Source organism: Campylobacter sp. IFREMER_LSEM_CL1097 (assembly GCF_025772225.1).
GTDB lineage: Bacteria > Campylobacterota > Campylobacteria > Campylobacterales > Campylobacteraceae > Campylobacter_D > Campylobacter_D lari_D.
In genome coordinates, this window is the sequence record NZ_JAKMRT010000002.1 from 103,347 (window position 1) to 118,351 (window position 15,005).

The following is a 15,005-nucleotide window of genomic DNA, read 5'->3' on the forward strand; positions in this document are numbered from 1 at the left end:
AATAATTTTAAATTTAGGATATTTTTACGATGTTTTTTGAATTTGCACTCATTGGAACTACTGCAAGTGGCAAAACAGAACTTGCTAACAAACTAGCTTATGAATTTAATGCAAGTATTTTAAGCCTTGATAGTCTTTGCGTGTATAAACAAATCAACATCGCTTCAGCCAAAACAGAGCAAAAAACCTTAGATGAGCTTGATTATTTTGGAATAAATTTATTAAATGTTAATGAGCATTTTAATATCGCTTTGTTTTTTGAAGAATACAAAAAAGCAAAAGCCTTTGCTCAAAAAAACAATCAAATGCTTATCATCACAGGTGGAACTAGTTTTTATTTAAAAGCTTTAATGGATGGCTTGAGTGAAAATTTCAAAGAAAGTCAAAGCACGCTAAGTAATGATGAAATTTATCATTTAATGATAAAAATTGATCCACATACCAAAATAGAAAAAAACGACACCTATCGCTTAAAAAAATGGCTTGGAATTTATGAGCAAACTAATAAAATCCCAAGCGAAGTTTTAAAAGAAACAAAACAAGAAGCTTTAATTAAAAAACTTGATATTTTTGAAATTTCTTGGCAAAAAGATCTTTTGGAAAAACGCATTATTAAACGCACTAAAAATATGCTTGATGAGGGTTTAATAGATGAAGCTAAAATGCTATATAGTAACTACGATCATCATTTAAAAGCACTAAATTCCATAGGCTTAAAAGAATGTAAAGATTTTTTAGATAAAAAAATAAATTTAAACGAGCTTGAAGAACTCATCATCATTCACACAAGACAACTTGCCAAAAGACAAAGAACTTTTAATAAAAAATTCAACAAAGAAATTTTAGATTTTCAAAACGCTTATGAAAATTTAAAAGCTTATATTTTAAAAAAACATCAAGGCTGAGTGTTTAAGACATTTAATTTATCTTTACATAAATTTTGCCAATTGCTTGTTGTGTTAATATCTATACAATTTTGCAAACTTTGCTTTTGATTTTGCATATCTTTTAAATCTTCATAAATATTACTTTGCATATAAAAAGCTCTTGCGCGCTCATCATCTTTTAAAGGATTAGCAAGCAAATCTTTAAACAAAGTTAAGGCTTGTTGAGCTTGATTGTTTTGTTTTAAGGCTTTGATATAGATAAATTCTAAATCCGGACTAAAAAGATTTACTCCTTTTAAATTTTGATAATCAATAGCCTTTGGAGCATAAGTTAAAATACTTGTTAGAAAATTATTTTTTTCACAATAACGCAAAAACTCATAATATAATTCCACCATACGATAATTCATAGGAAATTGCTCTAGTTTTTGCAAAGTTCTTATCATAGCATTATAATCTTGCAATTTAAGTTCAGCAAAAAATTTAATATAATTTGCTTCAAATTTTTCATCATCGCTAATAATAGTTCTTGTATTTAAAATATCATTAATTGTTTTTACAACAAAACGATAACGCTTATCTTTAAGCGCTAAATCAGCACTTTGAAGTTTATAAAAAATAATATCATCATTTTCATTTTCAACTATATATTTTTTAGCTTCTTCTATACGAGTAGTACGCTTAAAGCATTCAAGCATTTGTTTTTTATTTTGTATTTTATTTCCCACATCATAGACCTTAAAATCATCATATATTTTAACAGCAGCTAAGCACTCATCATTTTTTAAATTTTGTTCTAAAACTAAAATAGCAGCTTGTTCTAAAAGATTTTTGATTTCTTTGTTGGAATATTTTTCTATGTCTTTTTGATAACTTACAACTTTTTCATAATTTTTTTCTTGAAAATATAATCTCACATTATCAAATAAAGCCATACCAGAAATTTCTCCAGCATACTTTTGCATGATCTCTTCATATCTTTGATGTAAAAAACTTGCATTATTATCTTTTAAATATAAGAAATTTTTATCTTGAGCTTCTTTTATTAAACTCACATATTCACCCAAAGGAAAATCTTCCGTGTAAAGATCTAAATACTTTTGAGCTTTAGTATGTTCATTTGCATTTAACAAAGCCAAAGAAAGATCTTTTAATACTCTTTCATATTCTTTATCGACTTTAGTCAAATGCGTAAAAATATACTCATAAATTTTAGAACTTAAATCATAAATTCTATGATTACTAAAAGCCTTAGCTAAGGATAAAGAATTTTCTAAATCACTCATAAAAAATTCAGGATTTGATTCTAAAATTTTACTTGCTAACTCCTTGGCTTCTTTTGTATTTTGCGCTTCTAAATAATTTTTAGACAAAAATAAAGCAGCTCTACTAGCTAAATCTGCATTCGGAGTAGAATAATACACATCTTGATAAATATTATTTGCTATATTTTTTTTACCCAAATGATATAAATAATCTGCATAATCAAGTAAAGCTATTATGGTATATTTATCGTCTTTGTGCTCAGTGCTTAAAGTATCAATAATATAATCGACATTAGATCTTTGAGATAAGCCCATATAAACTCTCATCATGATATACATTACTTCCGTATAATCTTTATCATTAATATAAGTTCTCACCCATCTTTTAGCATCATCTAGCATTTGCTCTAAAATTTGCTGATCTTTATCAAGCTCATAAGTGTAAAGCTTATTTTGCGCTCTTAATTTATAAAGCTCAAATTCATTCATAAATACACTACCTTGATAACGCTTAATAGCATTAACAGCATCTCGTAAAACTTGATCGTATTTTTTGGCTTCATATTCTTGTTTGATATTAAAATAAGCATTAAAATCTGCACTTTTTGAAGTTTCCATAGGATTAGAATTTAAATCCAATGCTCCAATATAAGGCATTAATGCATCATCAAAATAAATATCAAAATCAAGTCCATCGCTAGGTTTATAATACCTTAAATCCTTAGTAAAAATAAACACAAAATGTTTAGAAGTATCTCCATTTTGACTTTGAATTTCTTTAGCATTAAAAATATCTTGAGAATAATTAAACATTTTAGCTAAAATTTTAGGATATATTTTAATTGTCAAAAAAGTTTGGTGTTTTTCAAAATAAATTGTAAAATCATCAAATTCTTTATTTTGAAATTGCATATTACTAACGCCCAAAACATTACACTCAAAATGAGTTTTTTCAAATTCAAAAATACTCTTGCAAGTAAAATCTTTATTATCTTTTAAATGCAAAAGTGTAAAGGGACGATTTTGTTCTTCCCCTTTATTAACAATAACCTCAAAAGAAAATATATAATTTATGCTTAATAATAATAAAAATAAAATCCTTATCATGAGCGTGATTATAGCAATATTATTTCACAAAAGCAAAAACGCACATGATAAGCTTCCGATAAAACATAAACTTAAAATAATCTTTTGCTTAATATCTAAATTTATACTCTTTATAGATTGACTTTTTTTAAAAAAGATATAAATTAAAATTTTCAAATAAGCATAAAGCATGATCATGGAACTTAAAGCTATAGCAAATACAAGCACATAATAGCCTGAATTTAAAATAGAAGCTAAAATTAAAATTTTACCCCAAAAAATCCCAAAAGGTGGAATTCCTGCTATACATAAAATAAACATAGCTAATATTATAGATAATACGGGTCTTTGATCAAATAAGCCAGAAAAACTTTCAAATGAGCTTTTTTGAAATAAACTTAAGATTAAAAAAATTCCATAGTTTGCAAAAGCAAAAGAAACCCAATAAACGAACAAGGCAAAAATTGAAAGCAGGTAAGAAGTTCCATCTCCTTGAGAACTCACACTCATACTAGAAACAATAACAGCCAATATAAAAGAAGAATGAGTAATAGAGCTATATGCAAGCATTTTTTTTGCGTCTTTTTGAATTAAAGCTACTATGCTTACAGCAAGCATAGAAAAAATTGCTAACGATGCGACTATATATTCAAATTTTACTCCACCGCCTAAAGCAGAAAAAATTCTTAAAACTACTATTATCATAGCAATTTTTGGAACAATAGATATGAAAGCTATAAAATTTGTATGAACTCCACAATATACATCTTTTAGCCAAAAATGAAAAGGAGCGATAGAAAGTTTTACTCCAACAATAACCAAAAACATCACTCCAGCACATAATAATACAGGATCTGAAATATATTCAGAATGCAATAAATTATCCAAATCCAAAGACTTTGTTTTTAAATACACAAAAGCACAAGCAAAAACAAAAAATCCAGCCCCTACTGCAGCTAAGGCAAAATATTTTATGCTAGAACTAATAGCATTATGAGTTCCTCTTAATGCTATTAATGTATAAAGAGCTAAAGAAGATCCTTCTAAAGCTAGGAAAATCACAATCAAATTAGTACTTGAAACCATTAATATTAAGGAAGCAACCATAAACAAAAATAAAGAAAAAAATTCTGCTCTTTGTTCATCTTTGTCTATAAGCAAATAAAGTATAGAAAAAAACAAAATAATTATTTGCGCAAAAATTGCATAATTATCGCTTACAAATAAACCAAAAAAAGCATGAGAATTATCTAAAACAAAACCATTATAAAGCAATAAAAAACACAAAGTGCTAAGCAAAGCTATAACACTTGCTCCTATATAAAAATTTCTAGAAAGTTTTTTAAATGCACTCAATAAAAGTAATGCAATAGCCCAAAAAAGCAATGACAACACAGGAAATAATAATACAAAATTTAATTTTTCTAAACTAAAACCACTCATTAAAAACCTCTTATACTATCTATGATTTTTTGATTTTCTATAGCGATATTTCTTGTTTGCATAACTTCAAGAATACTATTTACATTAGAAGCAATTTGATCTAGCATAGCACTTGGAACTACCCCTAAATAAATCACTAATGCACTTAAAATACTTAAAACAAAAATTTCACCTTTTTTAAGCGTAAATTTACTGCACACTTCTTCTTCGCAAGTAGCAAAAAACATATTTCTATAAATATTTAGCATATAAATAGCTCCTAAAACGATTACACCGCCCGCAAATAATGCATACCATAAATTTACACTTGCCACACCTTGCAAGATCAAAAACTCACCTACAAAGGAAATAGTCAAAGGTAATGAAATAGATGAAAACAACAATACTGCAAAGAAAAAGCTAAATAATGGAGCTGTTTTAACTAAATTTTTATAAAAGTCTAAATCAAAAGTTTGATATCTTTTGTAAAGCATATAAGCGGCTAAAAATAAGCCACCTGTTACTATACCATGTGCAAACATATAAAATACAGAACCACTAACCCCATTATAAGTAAAAGTTACGATACCTAAAATTACCACACCCAAATGCGAAATTGAGCTATAAGCAATTAATTCTTTTAAATCCTTGGCTTTAAAAGCAATTAAGGCTGCATATAAAATTCCAACTATACATAAAATAGCAAGTAAAGAATAATAATGATTCAAAGTATCAGGCGCTAAAGGCAAAATAAATCTTAAAAACCCAAAAGGTGCCATTTTAAAGCTTACAAGCATTACAGATACTAAAGTCGGACTTTTGGTATAAACCTTTGGAGCCCAAGTATGAAAAGGAAATAAAGGACTTTTAATCGCAAAAGCAATAAAAAATCCTACAAATATTAGATTTTGTGCATTCTCAGGTATAAAAAATTCACTCTTATACCAAGCTAACAAATCAAAACTCCAATATCCAAAACTTTGATAATACAAAAATCCCACATAAATAATAGCTAAAAGCATAAGCATAGAACCGCAAAATGCATAAATGAAAAATTTAATCCCTGCCTTATAATTATCTGAATATCTACCTATTAAATAAATAAGCGGTATAAGAGAAAACTCCCAAAATACATAAAACAATAAAGCATCCAATGAAGCAAAAAGTCCTACAATGCAAAATTGTAATAAAAATATACTTATTACAACACTTTTATCTTGAATATCCAAACATATAAAAGATAAAAAAATCATAATAGAACAAAGTAATATTAAATAAAGCGCTATAGCATCTACACCTATGTGAAAATTAACCATCAAAGAATTTAAACTAAATTCATAAGCCATGCTACCATCGTAGTTAAATAACAAAAAAACATTAAAAACTAAAATCAAAAAACTAACTAAAACAGCAAAGGACTTGCTATCTTCTTTTTGTAAAAATAAAGCTATAAAAGCCGCAAAAAATGGAAATAACATTAATAAACCAAGCATATTACACCGCCAAAGCTAAACAAAATAAACACACAAAAGCCAAAACTACAATTCTTAAAGCCAAAGAATAATCCTTACCCATACTAAGAACCCTAGCAAATGTTTTAAGGAAAAATGCAATACTATCTACCAAAGCATCTAAAATTTCTTTATCAGCTTTTCTTAAAAATTCACAAAATAAAGCATACTTACTAACAATAAATTGATGATAAAATTTTGGTATGTAGTATTCATTAAACAAAAGTTTGTAAATACTTGTTTTAGAAAGTGATGGTTTAAACCAATTTTTCCAATAAGCTATGATAGCTAAAAGCACTCCAAGTACCGCAGAAACACTTGCAAGTATCATAACTAAAGAATTTTGACCATCAATAAAAGCTAAATTTTTACTTACAAAATCCATAAAGCTATGCTCAAAAAATCCTGCTATAATAGCAAGTAAAGCCAAAGGACTCATCGCAAGCAAAGCTATTTTACTAGCTTCATGGGGATGTTCTTCATGTCTTTTTGGAGTAAAAAATACAAGCATTAAAAGTCTAAAGCTATAAAAAGCTGTCATAAAAGCTGCTATTAAAAGTACTAAAAAAATTCCATGATGATGGCTTATAAAAGAAAATCCTAAAATTAAATCTTTAGAGAAAAATCCTGCAAAAGGATAAATTCCTGCTAAAGCTAAAGAACCTATAAGCATTAAAATAGCACTAAAACGCATACTTTTATAAAGTCCACCCATTTTACTAATGTCAAGCTTATCATTCATAGCATGCATAACATTACCCGCACCTAAGAATAATAAAGATTTAAAAAATGCATGAGTTGCAAGATGAAATAAAGCTATTGCATAAGCTCCAAGACCTGCTGCTACAAACATATACCCAAGTTGAGAAAGCGTCGAATATGCAATAATTCTTTTTAAATCTTTAGCTACCATAGCCATAGAAGCAGCAAAAAGCGCTACAAAAGCTCCAAGTATAGCGATAAAATACCCTACTTCAGGAACTTGTAAATAAAGCTCCCCTGCGCGAATTACCAAATAAACTCCCGCAGTAACCATAGTAGCAGCATGGATTAGAGCTGAAACTGGCGTAGGTCCTGCCATAGCATCAGCAAGCCAAGTATGGAAAGGAAATTGTGCTGATTTACCCATAGCACCTACAAAAAGTAAAAGTGCTATTAAAATCAAAATCACATCATTTTCATGCCCTAAAGATAAAAGGGTAAAAAATTCATCATATTTTAAAGAGTTAAATTCTATATAAATTAAGAAAATTCCTAAAAGCAAAGCCAAATCTGCAATTCTATTCATGATAAATGCTTCATTAGCAGCAAAAGTGTATTTTTCATTATGATACCAAAAACCTATCAAAAGCCATGAGCAAAGTCCAACACCTTCCCAACCTATAAAAAGTCCTAAGAAATTATCACTCATAATCAAAAACATCATAGAAAAAACAAAAAGTCCCAAATAGCTAAAATAGCGATTAAACCCTTCATCATGCTCCATATAAAATATACTATATAAATGCACAAAAGTCGCTACTATACTTACCACATTCATCATAATCAAAGTAATAGAGTCTATTTTAAAACCAAAACTAACATCTACTAAAGATATCCAAGTACCAAGTTCAAAATTAAAATGCACTCCATTATTTAATAAAATAATTGAAGCAAGAGCTGAAAAAGCTATAAATAAAGAAGCTAAATAACCTAAAATAATTTTCTTAGCACTAAAAGCAAAAATACCTAAAATAACAGCTGAAGCCAAAGGAGAAAAAAGTGCAATTAAAGCTAAATTTTGCATTTTATCTCTCCTTTTTCAGCTAAAGAGCTAAGCTCTAGTGTTCCTGTTTTTCTATACCATAAAACACAAAGCGCTATCCCAACAGCTACTTCACAAGCTGCAACTCCCATTACAAATAAAGCAAAAATTTGACCTTCTATGTCTTTATGAGAAGCTCCTGCTGTAACTAAAGCCAAATTAGCAGCATTTAATAGAATTTCACTTGAAATAAAAAGCATAATTAAATTTTGGCGTTTTATGATACCTATTAGACCAATGATAAACATCAAAATAGCCACAATGTAGTATTTTTCTAACATCATTGTTCGTCCTTTTTTACATTTTTTTGAGTAAGTGCTATAGCACAAATTAAAGCTATTAAAAGTAAAATTGCCATAAATTCAAAAGCAAGCATATATTTTGTAAATAGAGCAAAGCCTATTTGCTGAGTAGAATCAAGACTATAAACTTCACTAGTTTCATTTAAACCAAACTCATATCCCATAATAATACTAACTAATAAAACAGCACTAAAAATCACAGCAAAAATGAAGATTCTTTTACCTTTTAAACTTTCTTTTACTTTTATAGAAGCATCAAAAAACATCATAGCAAAACTATAAAGACCTAAAATAGCTCCACTGTAAACAATTATTTGAATTGCTCCAATAAATTCAGCATTAAGTAAAAAATAAAATCCACTTAAAAAAACCATAGCCACAGCCAAAGAACTGATAGCATAAAGCACGCTAGTGCTTAAAACACTAATTAAAAAAAATCCCAACACCAAAACACTTAATAAACAAAAAGCTATCGTTTCAAACATTTTCTTCCTTTGGAGCATCTTGCTGTCTTTGCAAATCTATCTCATAATAATTTGGAGTTTTCTTTACTAAATCATCAGCATCTTTTCTTAAACTACCACTTCCTTCAAACACCACTTGATTTTTAAGCTCATCGATAGGGGTTAAAAAATCTTCCTTTTGACCAAAATAAGATCTTTGCTCTGCGGCATTTTCATATTCTTTACCATGCACAATGGCAAGTTCAGGACAAACATCAGCGCAAAATCCACAATAAATACAACGCCCTAAATTAATACTATAATTTTCGACCTTTTTGCGTCCATCTTCGCTTAAACTCGTTTCCATTCTTATACAATTACTAATGCAAATTTTTTCACACAAGCCACAACCAATACAACATTCATTTTCACTTTCAATAAAACGCATCAAACGATGAACTGCACGATATCTATCATCTAAAGCAACTTTTTCCATAGGATATTTAATCGTTGCGCTATTGTTTTTTTTAAACATTTCTCTTAATACGACAAATAAACCTACAAAAAGCTCTGTATTTAAAGAACGCTTGATTACTTGTATGAATTTTTCATAAGTATTTTGAGGATTTTTACGCTCAAAATCTACTTTAAAATAACCTTTTTTCATTGTTTTTTCCTATATCACAAGCACTAAAGCACTAATTAATAAATTTAAAACCGCTAAAGGTATTAAAATCAAATAACACATTCTCATTACTTGATCAGGACGCAGTTGCGGAAAAGCACCTCTAGCCCAAAAATACCAAAAGAACACAAAAGACACTTTCAAAAGCATCATAATAGCCCCTGGTATAATCCAAAAATCATTAAATCCACCCAAAAATAAAAGCGATATCATAATCGCTCCGGTAATCATGGCTGTATATTCTCCGATAAAAAACATACCCCATCTAAGTCCGCTATATTCAGTGCCATAACCTGAAACAAGTTCAGTTTCGTTTTCACTTAAACAAAGTGGAGTTCTATTAGTTTCTATAAAAATAGCTATCACAAATAAAATAAAAGCTAAAGGTTGTTTAAAAATAAGCCAAGAAAGTATGCCATCACTTTGATAGTTATTAATATCTACTAAAGACAAAGATCCAACAAGCATTACAACACACACCAAAGAAAGCCCTGCAACGCTCTCATAAGAGATAATAGAAACAAGCCCTCTTGCCCCGCCTAGCAGCGACCATTTATTATTACTTGCTAAACCTCCTAAAAAAATCGCATAAAAACTAACTCCACCCATACCTACAACAAAAAGCAAGGCTACATTAATATCAGCGATAATAGGACGAATCACTCTACCAAATAAAGTAAATTCAGGAAAAATAGGTATAGCTGCAATTGCTACAAAAGCACAAATTGCTGCAATCAATGGAGCAATTAAAAATACCACTTTTTGAGCATAAGTTGGCACTATATCCTCTTTAGTAAAAAGTTTAATCATATCAGCAACTACTTGAAGCAATCCAAAAGGACCTACCATATCAGGCCCTAAACGACGATGAAATAAAGCCAAAGCCTTTCTTTCAAGATAAGTTGCCAAGCCTGCTAAAGTAGCAAAAATAGCTATAACAAGCACGCATTTTATAATTGTTTCTACAATAAAAAAAGTAATATCACTCATATTTTAGCTCCTGCTTTTTCAAGCCAAACTTTTACATATCGAGTATTATCAAATAAAGATTTATAATCAATCTTACTATCATAATCCCCTAAATACGCACCATTTTCTAAAGATTCATCACATTTTACACTTATAGCAATTTGAGTTTTTTCATTTTTTAAAATAACACTATCATCTTGGTTTAAATCAAATTTTTGCATTAAATCAGACGATAAAAATAAAGCTCCAACCTCATTAAAAGCTCTATTACTAAGCTTTGAAAACTGATGAATGCTATTTGCATGATATAAAGTTAAATTTCCTTCATTTTGCTCTTTAACTTCTTGAACACTTAATGTTTTTTCAAACTCAAAATGGGAAAAATCGAGCTCATAACCTCTATGATTTACCCCACCATTATCATAATGATTTTCTAACTCATCAAAGTCAATTACCCTAAAGCCTTTATTTTGTGGTAAAAATTTAGTATAGTTGATTGTAAATTCTTCATCAAAACCTAAGGCATTTGCCAAATCATTTAAAAAATAACCTTTAAATTCTAAAGCCGCATTTGTAGGAACTAATCTTTTATCATAATTTACAAAGCTACCTTCTTGTTGATTTAAACTAGAACTTGCAAGATCAAAATGCCCATCATAAGAAAAAGTAAAATCGCCTTTTTCGTTATAACCTAATGTTTTTCCTGCTTGAAAATCTTGACTTAAATCACAAATTAAACTCACGCCTAAGGTATTAGTGCAAGTTGGATTTAAAAAGACTTTAAAATCAGTATATTTTTGCACCAAAGCACAAAGTTTTGCTAGCTTGACGCTTTGCTCATCATAGTAAAAATCACTTCCTATAATAAGTGTAAATTTTTGCTTTTTTGCGAGTAAAGTTTCTAAAATATCCTCATCTATGCCAAAATTTTTCGCATAATTTGATCTTTGCACCTCTATGCTTTTTTTAATTTTTTTAGGCACAAGTTTTTTAACTTCTTCTATAATAGTTTCGCCGTTTTCATTTTGCTTTTCTATCTTTTCAGTAACTTCTTCATTGATAGTTTCTTCTATTTCTTTTGTATCTTGATAATACGCATTTTCTAATGTGTTTTTAAAATCCTGCGGAAGCTCTTTGGCAAATTTTTGCAAGATAAATAATAAAATACTTTCATTATCTTTAATATCATGATTAATCTGCAAGAAATTTTTAGAATATTTATCCACGCCTTTATCTTTTATAGGGTGAAAATATAGCCCTGCACCTTTATTCATTACCAAAGCGTTATTAACTTTATATCCTAGCGTTGGCGCATCATAGCGTAAAAATGAACCTACGATGATTAAAAAATCACTTTGAGTGATATCGTCTGTATTTGCATTATACATTGCATTTGCATTTTGATAAAAACAAGCTAGGAAATCTTGGAATTTTTTAGCTTCATGATTTATAAGATTAAGATTAAATTTTTTACTTAAATTTTGCAAGATTAAAGCTTCTTCATTAGTAATAAAACTATTAAATAAAATATTTTTTATTTCATCATTTTTTATCATATTTACTAATTTTTCAAAAGCTTTTTCGTCTTTACCTTGAACTTCATTTTGAGTATTAAAACCATATCTTGCAGCTTTATTTAGCGTAGCAAAAGCAAAATCATTGCTCACTCTATAAATTTTTTCTTTTTGATTATTAATGCTAGTTTGTTTAATATCATAATACATCAACTCACAATCACTTGAATGGGGATTACTAGCTGGAATTTTCTTTAGCTCCCAAGCATTAGATGTATATTGAAAAGCCGAACCCACCAAAGCTCCCGTTGGACATACACTTGTACATTCTCCACAAAAAGAACAATCAAGTATATCGCCACCATTTGGCGCAATTAAACTCTTTTGAAATTTAGTCCAAATAGCTAGCGCATCTTTACTCATACTTTCTTTAAAGCTTGTATCAGGTGCGCTTGCTCCTCTTGGAGTAGTTTTTAAAGCGCTTTCTCCTATTTTATCTTTACAAACTGTGATACATCTTTCACACACGATACATAAAGCCGGATCATAATTAATCTCACCCCATTTTTTATGCTCTTTATGGGTATCTTTAATCCAATAATTTTGCACATTTACTCTTGCTTTGTGTGTAAAGTTTTGAAGCTCACACTCACCGGATTTATCACATACTCCACATTGCAAAGGATGATTAATGCAATATGCTTGCATGATAGCATTACGCTCATCCCATAAATTTGGCAAATCACTTTCTACTACCATACCTTCTTTAACTTTAGTATTACAAGAATAAACCTTTTTACCATCAGCTTCTACCATACACATACGACAAGCAAGTGTTGGAGAACAACCATTTAAATAACAAATTGCGGGAATGAAAATATCATTTTTTCTTGCGACATTTAAGATATACTCACCCTCATATGCCTCACATTCTATACCATTAATGATAACTTTCATTTTATAACCTTAACTTGAGCTTTTGAAAAAGCAAAATCAGCGCTTTCATAATCAAACAAAGCCACCGTGCCTTTCAAATCATGATTGATTTTTACTATAGTTGTAAATTCTTGAGTGTTTATTTTTAAATTAATTTTATCCCCATCCTTAACCTTAGCAATTAAAGCAAAAGAAGAAGAGCAATGCAAATTTTTGTCCTCTAAAGGTGCTTGCATGATAATAGTTCCATCAAAATTATCAAGTTCTAAAAGCTCACTAAAAGAATTTTGTATTGACAAATTTTCTTCATTTTCATTAGAGCAAATTAGCAAAAGATTAAATTTATGACAAAGTTTTTCTAAAAAATACTTAATATTTTCAAAATCTTTATGTTGATATAAATTTTCATCAAAAATAATACATTTTGCTTCTTTTAAAAACTCTAAAATCTCTAAAGCTTCTTCTTCACCAAAGCAAGATTCAGCACTTAAATACCCCTCATCAAATTCGTTAAATTCAGTCTCCAAGCTCATCTTACAAAGCAAAGCAAGCACAAAAGGCACACTTGCAATCTCACATTTATAAAAGTTTGCTTTTAAATTTTTATCCTCTAAACAAGAAATATTATAATTTTTACTTTTGTTAAGCTTAGCGCAAAGTGAAGGATTTTTCAAAGAAAGCAAATCCACAAAACACAAAGCATTTAAGCCTTCTTGATATTTTGCTAATTTCATTGTCCTACCTTTTTAAAAACTATAGTCCAATCTACTTGATTAAATTTTAAAGAATTTAAAAGTTCACAATTTTGCTCTTTTATGAAAGCAAAACTTTTTTCTACATTAGAAAAATCTCCTATTTCAAATAAAACTACTAAAACTTCACCCATATAGGCATTTTGAATGATTTGCTCTAAATCCTTAAACAAATCTTGACTTTTTCTTAAATCCACGCGTCTCATCGATCTATCTCGCCTAAAACTATATTAATACTTCCTAAAATTGCCACTGCATCAGCCAAATATGATCCAACAAGCATTTCTTCTAAAAATGCACAATGAAAAAAGCTTGGGGTTCTAGCTCTTAATCTATATGGTCTACCGCTACCATCTGAGTGGATAAAAAATCCAAGTTCGCCTTTTGGACTTTCAGTTGGCACATACACCTCTCCTTTTGGTGGTTTTAGACCTTGGGTTACTAGGACAAAATGTTGCATAAGAGAATAATTTTGCGTCATGATTTGCTCTTTTGAAGCGCTTACATATTCAGGATGATTGCATAAAATTTCAGGCGGAGTATCTTGATAAAGCTTAGCACATTGAACTAAAATTTTTAAACTTTCTCTAAATTCTTGCATATAAACCTTATATCTTGCATAAGAATCACCCATTTTGGCCACAGGCACGCCAAAATCTACCTCATCATAAAGCAAATAAGGCTCTTCTTTTCTAACATCATAAGCAATACCACTTCCTCTTAGCATAACCCCACTACAACCCCAACTTAGCGCTTGTTCTTTGCTTACAACTCCTACATTTTCAGTTCTTACACGCCAAATTCTATTATCATCAAGCAAAGCTTCATAATCTTTTATATCATTTGGAAATTTATTACAAAATACCAAAAGTTCATCTAAAAAACCTTCAGGTAAATCAAGCATTACCCCGCCTATTCTCATAGATGAATGCGTAAGTCTTGCCCCGCAATATTTTTCTATTAGATCAAGCACATACTCACGCTCTCTAAAGCAGTATAAAAATACTGTCATCGCGCCAATATCAAGTGCATGTGTAGCAAGCCATAACAAATGCGAAGCAATACGGTTTAACTCAAGTAAAATCATCCTTATCACACTTGCTCTGCGTGGAATTTCCAAACCACAAAGTTTTTCCACAGCAGCTACATAGGCATAATTATTTGCACTAGCTGCGATATAATCCATTCTATCAGTAGTTGGGATAAACTCTTGATAGATCATATTTTCAGCCATTTTTTCCATACCACGATGCATATAACCTATACAAGGAGCAGCCTTGGTGATTTCTTCTCCATCAAGCTCTAAAATAAGGCGTAAATTTCCATGAGCACTTGGATGTTGAGGGCCAAGATTTACTATCATGGTGCCATCTTCACGCTCAAAGCTTATATTTTCATAATAAGGTTTTAATTTAGTAGAAATTTGCAT

The 15,005-nt window shown here is 29.5% G+C and carries 13 protein-coding genes; 1 reads left to right on the forward strand and 12 read right to left on the reverse strand.

Translation table 11 applies throughout. The features are described 5' to 3' along the window. Window positions 1-29: 29 nt before the first annotated feature. Window positions 30-905, forward strand: a complete 876-nt coding sequence (gene miaA, locus L8W64_RS01355) for a tRNA (adenosine(37)-N6)-dimethylallyltransferase MiaA (RefSeq protein WP_263662758.1) — start codon at window positions 30-32, stop codon at window positions 903-905. Here the strand turns inward: miaA and L8W64_RS01360 are convergent. From L8W64_RS01360 to nuoD, 12 genes are read right to left on the reverse strand one after another with little or no spacing between them, the layout of a single operon-like run. After that, entirely contained in the window at window positions 896-3,259 is a 2,364-nt protein-coding gene (locus L8W64_RS01360; protein WP_263672678.1) for a tetratricopeptide repeat protein, read from the reverse strand. The genes miaA and L8W64_RS01360 overlap by 10 nt on opposite strands. Window positions 3,260-3,283: 24 nt before the next feature. Then, window positions 3,284-4,681 (reverse strand): NADH-quinone oxidoreductase subunit N, encoded by a 1,398-nt coding sequence (locus L8W64_RS01365; RefSeq protein WP_263672679.1) that lies wholly within the window; start codon window positions 4,679-4,681, stop codon window positions 3,284-3,286. Continuing rightward, entirely contained in the window at window positions 4,681-6,153 is a 1,473-nt protein-coding gene (locus tag L8W64_RS01370) for a complex I subunit 4 family protein (protein ID WP_263672681.1), read from the reverse strand. The genes L8W64_RS01365 and L8W64_RS01370 overlap by 1 nt, the downstream gene beginning before the upstream one ends. Before the next feature lies 1 nt (window position 6,154). After that, a complete protein-coding gene (gene nuoL, locus L8W64_RS01375) occupies window positions 6,155-7,957 on the reverse strand; it encodes an NADH-quinone oxidoreductase subunit L (RefSeq protein WP_263662754.1) in 1,803 nt (600 codons plus the stop codon). Then, window positions 7,945-8,256, reverse strand: coding sequence for an NADH-quinone oxidoreductase subunit NuoK (gene nuoK, locus L8W64_RS01380; protein ID WP_087699810.1), 312 nt, complete (start codon window positions 8,254-8,256; stop codon window positions 7,945-7,947). Before nuoK ends, nuoL begins: the two co-directional genes overlap by 13 nt. Next, window positions 8,256-8,762 carry an NADH-quinone oxidoreductase subunit J gene (locus L8W64_RS01385; protein WP_263662753.1) on the reverse strand — a complete coding sequence of 169 codons (507 nt, stop codon included), beginning with the start codon at window positions 8,760-8,762 and terminating at the stop codon, window positions 8,256-8,258. The genes nuoK and L8W64_RS01385 overlap by 1 nt, the downstream gene beginning before the upstream one ends. Further along, the gene (gene nuoI / locus L8W64_RS01390) at window positions 8,755-9,387 is read right to left on the reverse strand and encodes an NADH-quinone oxidoreductase subunit NuoI (protein WP_133319477.1); all 633 of its coding nucleotides are present in this window, start codon (window positions 9,385-9,387) and stop codon (window positions 8,755-8,757) included. Before nuoI ends, L8W64_RS01385 begins: the two co-directional genes overlap by 8 nt. A gap of 9 nt (window positions 9,388-9,396) precedes the next feature. Further along, the gene (gene nuoH / locus L8W64_RS01395; RefSeq protein WP_133319476.1) at window positions 9,397-10,395 is read right to left on the reverse strand and encodes an NADH-quinone oxidoreductase subunit NuoH; all 999 of its coding nucleotides are present in this window, start codon (window positions 10,393-10,395) and stop codon (window positions 9,397-9,399) included. Then, entirely contained in the window at window positions 10,392-12,845 is a 2,454-nt protein-coding gene (locus tag L8W64_RS01400) for an NADH-quinone oxidoreductase subunit G (RefSeq protein ID WP_263672682.1), read from the reverse strand. The genes nuoH and L8W64_RS01400 overlap by 4 nt, the downstream gene beginning before the upstream one ends. Continuing rightward, on the reverse strand, window positions 12,842-13,558 hold the full coding sequence (locus tag L8W64_RS01405; protein WP_263672683.1) for a hypothetical protein: 717 nt from the start codon (window positions 13,556-13,558) through the stop codon (window positions 12,842-12,844). The genes L8W64_RS01400 and L8W64_RS01405 overlap by 4 nt, the downstream gene beginning before the upstream one ends. Continuing rightward, complete coding sequence (locus L8W64_RS01410) at window positions 13,555-13,782, reverse strand: NADH-ubiquinone oxidoreductase subunit E family protein (RefSeq protein ID WP_039642382.1); 228 nt, start codon at window positions 13,780-13,782, stop codon at window positions 13,555-13,557. Before L8W64_RS01410 ends, L8W64_RS01405 begins: the two co-directional genes overlap by 4 nt. Then, the gene (nuoD, locus tag L8W64_RS01415) at window positions 13,779-15,005 is read right to left on the reverse strand and encodes an NADH dehydrogenase (quinone) subunit D (protein ID WP_263672684.1); all 1,227 of its coding nucleotides are present in this window, start codon (window positions 15,003-15,005) and stop codon (window positions 13,779-13,781) included. Before nuoD ends, L8W64_RS01410 begins: the two co-directional genes overlap by 4 nt.

What these genes read in the sequence shown, in the direction of transcription:
- nuoL (WP_263662754.1), bottom strand. Translation starts at nt 7,957, where the DNA reads ATGCAAAATTTAGCTTTAATTGCACTTTTTTCTCCTTTGGCTTCAGCT.
- nuoD (WP_263672684.1), bottom strand. Translation starts at nt 15,005, where the DNA reads ATGCAAATTTCTACTAAATTAAAACCTTATTATGAAAATATAAGCTTT.
- nuoK (WP_087699810.1), bottom strand. Translation starts at nt 8,256, where the DNA reads ATGTTAGAAAAATACTACATTGTGGCTATTTTGATGTTTATCATTGGT.
- L8W64_RS01360 (WP_263672678.1), bottom strand. Translation starts at nt 3,259, where the DNA reads ATGATAAGGATTTTATTTTTATTATTATTAAGCATAAATTATATATTT.
- L8W64_RS01405 (WP_263672683.1), bottom strand. Translation starts at nt 13,558, where the DNA reads ATGAAATTAGCAAAATATCAAGAAGGCTTAAATGCTTTGTGTTTTGTG.
- L8W64_RS01365 (WP_263672679.1), bottom strand. Translation starts at nt 4,681, where the DNA reads ATGAGTGGTTTTAGTTTAGAAAAATTAAATTTTGTATTATTATTTCCT.
- nuoI (WP_133319477.1), bottom strand. Translation starts at nt 9,387, where the DNA reads ATGAAAAAAGGTTATTTTAAAGTAGATTTTGAGCGTAAAAATCCTCAA.
- nuoH (WP_133319476.1), bottom strand. Translation starts at nt 10,395, where the DNA reads ATGAGTGATATTACTTTTTTTATTGTAGAAACAATTATAAAATGCGTG.
- L8W64_RS01370 (WP_263672681.1), bottom strand. Translation starts at nt 6,153, where the DNA reads ATGCTTGGTTTATTAATGTTATTTCCATTTTTTGCGGCTTTTATAGCT.
- L8W64_RS01385 (WP_263662753.1), bottom strand. Translation starts at nt 8,762, where the DNA reads ATGTTTGAAACGATAGCTTTTTGTTTATTAAGTGTTTTGGTGTTGGGA.
- L8W64_RS01410 (WP_039642382.1), bottom strand. Translation starts at nt 13,782, where the DNA reads ATGAGACGCGTGGATTTAAGAAAAAGTCAAGATTTGTTTAAGGATTTA.
- L8W64_RS01400 (WP_263672682.1), bottom strand. Translation starts at nt 12,845, where the DNA reads ATGAAAGTTATCATTAATGGTATAGAATGTGAGGCATATGAGGGTGAG.
- miaA (WP_263662758.1), top strand. Translation starts at nt 30, where the DNA reads ATGTTTTTTGAATTTGCACTCATTGGAACTACTGCAAGTGGCAAAACA.